Raw genomic sequence first — 842 nt, forward strand, 5'->3', positions numbered from 1 at the left:
CCCCCCCCCCCCCCCCCCCCCCCCCCCCCCACCCCCCCCCCCCCCCCCCCCCCCCCCACCCATGTCGTGGTTCGTCGGCAGCGTCAGATGTGTATAAGAGACAGCTTTTATTATTATCCGGTCTTTTATAAAAATACCAAGGCTATCAATGAGAAAGATTTGGCAACCGAGAAAATCGCCAAAGCTATCGAAATCCCTATCAGCCAAACGGCACCTAGTTTTGCTACGCGCCACGTCGGTTATTTTTATGCAGCGGAAACAGGGGTATATTCGTTTGCCCTACGTTCTGACGATGGAAGTGTGCTTAAAATAGGTGGTAACGTGCTGATTGATAACGACGGCATGCATTCGTCTGTAGAGAAATCGGCTCAAATTGCACTTGAAAAAGGCTATCATCCTTTTGAGTTGTTTTTTGTTGAAGGTGGCGGAGGTTACACTTTGCAACTGCAGTGCAAAACACCAAAGGGCAAGCTCGAAGATGTAAACGAAGCGGTGTTTTTTCATTAGATGGACTTTAAGGCTGTAGGTGCTTTTTAGCCACAGATTAGCAGATTTCTGTTGTCGTGTAGCTGTGGCTGTTTTAAGGCTAATCTGTAAATCTGTGGCGGGACAGTTGGTTGATGGATTGTTGTGGGGCTTTTGAAGCTTGTGGCCACAGATTAACAGATTTCTGTTGTCGTGTAGCTGTTTTAAGGCTAATCTGTAAATCTGTGGCGGGACAGTTGGTTGATTAATGGTTATAGGATTGTTGAAGCTTTGTGGCTGTCTCTTATACACATCTGACGCTGCCGACGAACCACGACATGGGTGGGTGTGGGTGGGGGGGGGGGGGGGTGGGAGGG

Annotated in this window: 1 protein-coding gene; it reads left to right on the plus strand. The window is 49.2% G+C overall.

The window, feature by feature from the left end:
• The coding region (locus tag JHD69_RS19920; RefSeq protein ID WP_233166105.1) for a PA14 domain-containing protein at positions 1–507 on the plus strand (507 nt) is incomplete at its 5' end.
• Positions 508–842 lie beyond the last annotated feature (335 nt).

It is taken from the genome of Pedobacter sp. ASV12 (assembly GCF_016429155.1).
Taxonomy (GTDB): Bacteria; Bacteroidota; Bacteroidia; order Sphingobacteriales; family Sphingobacteriaceae; genus Pedobacter.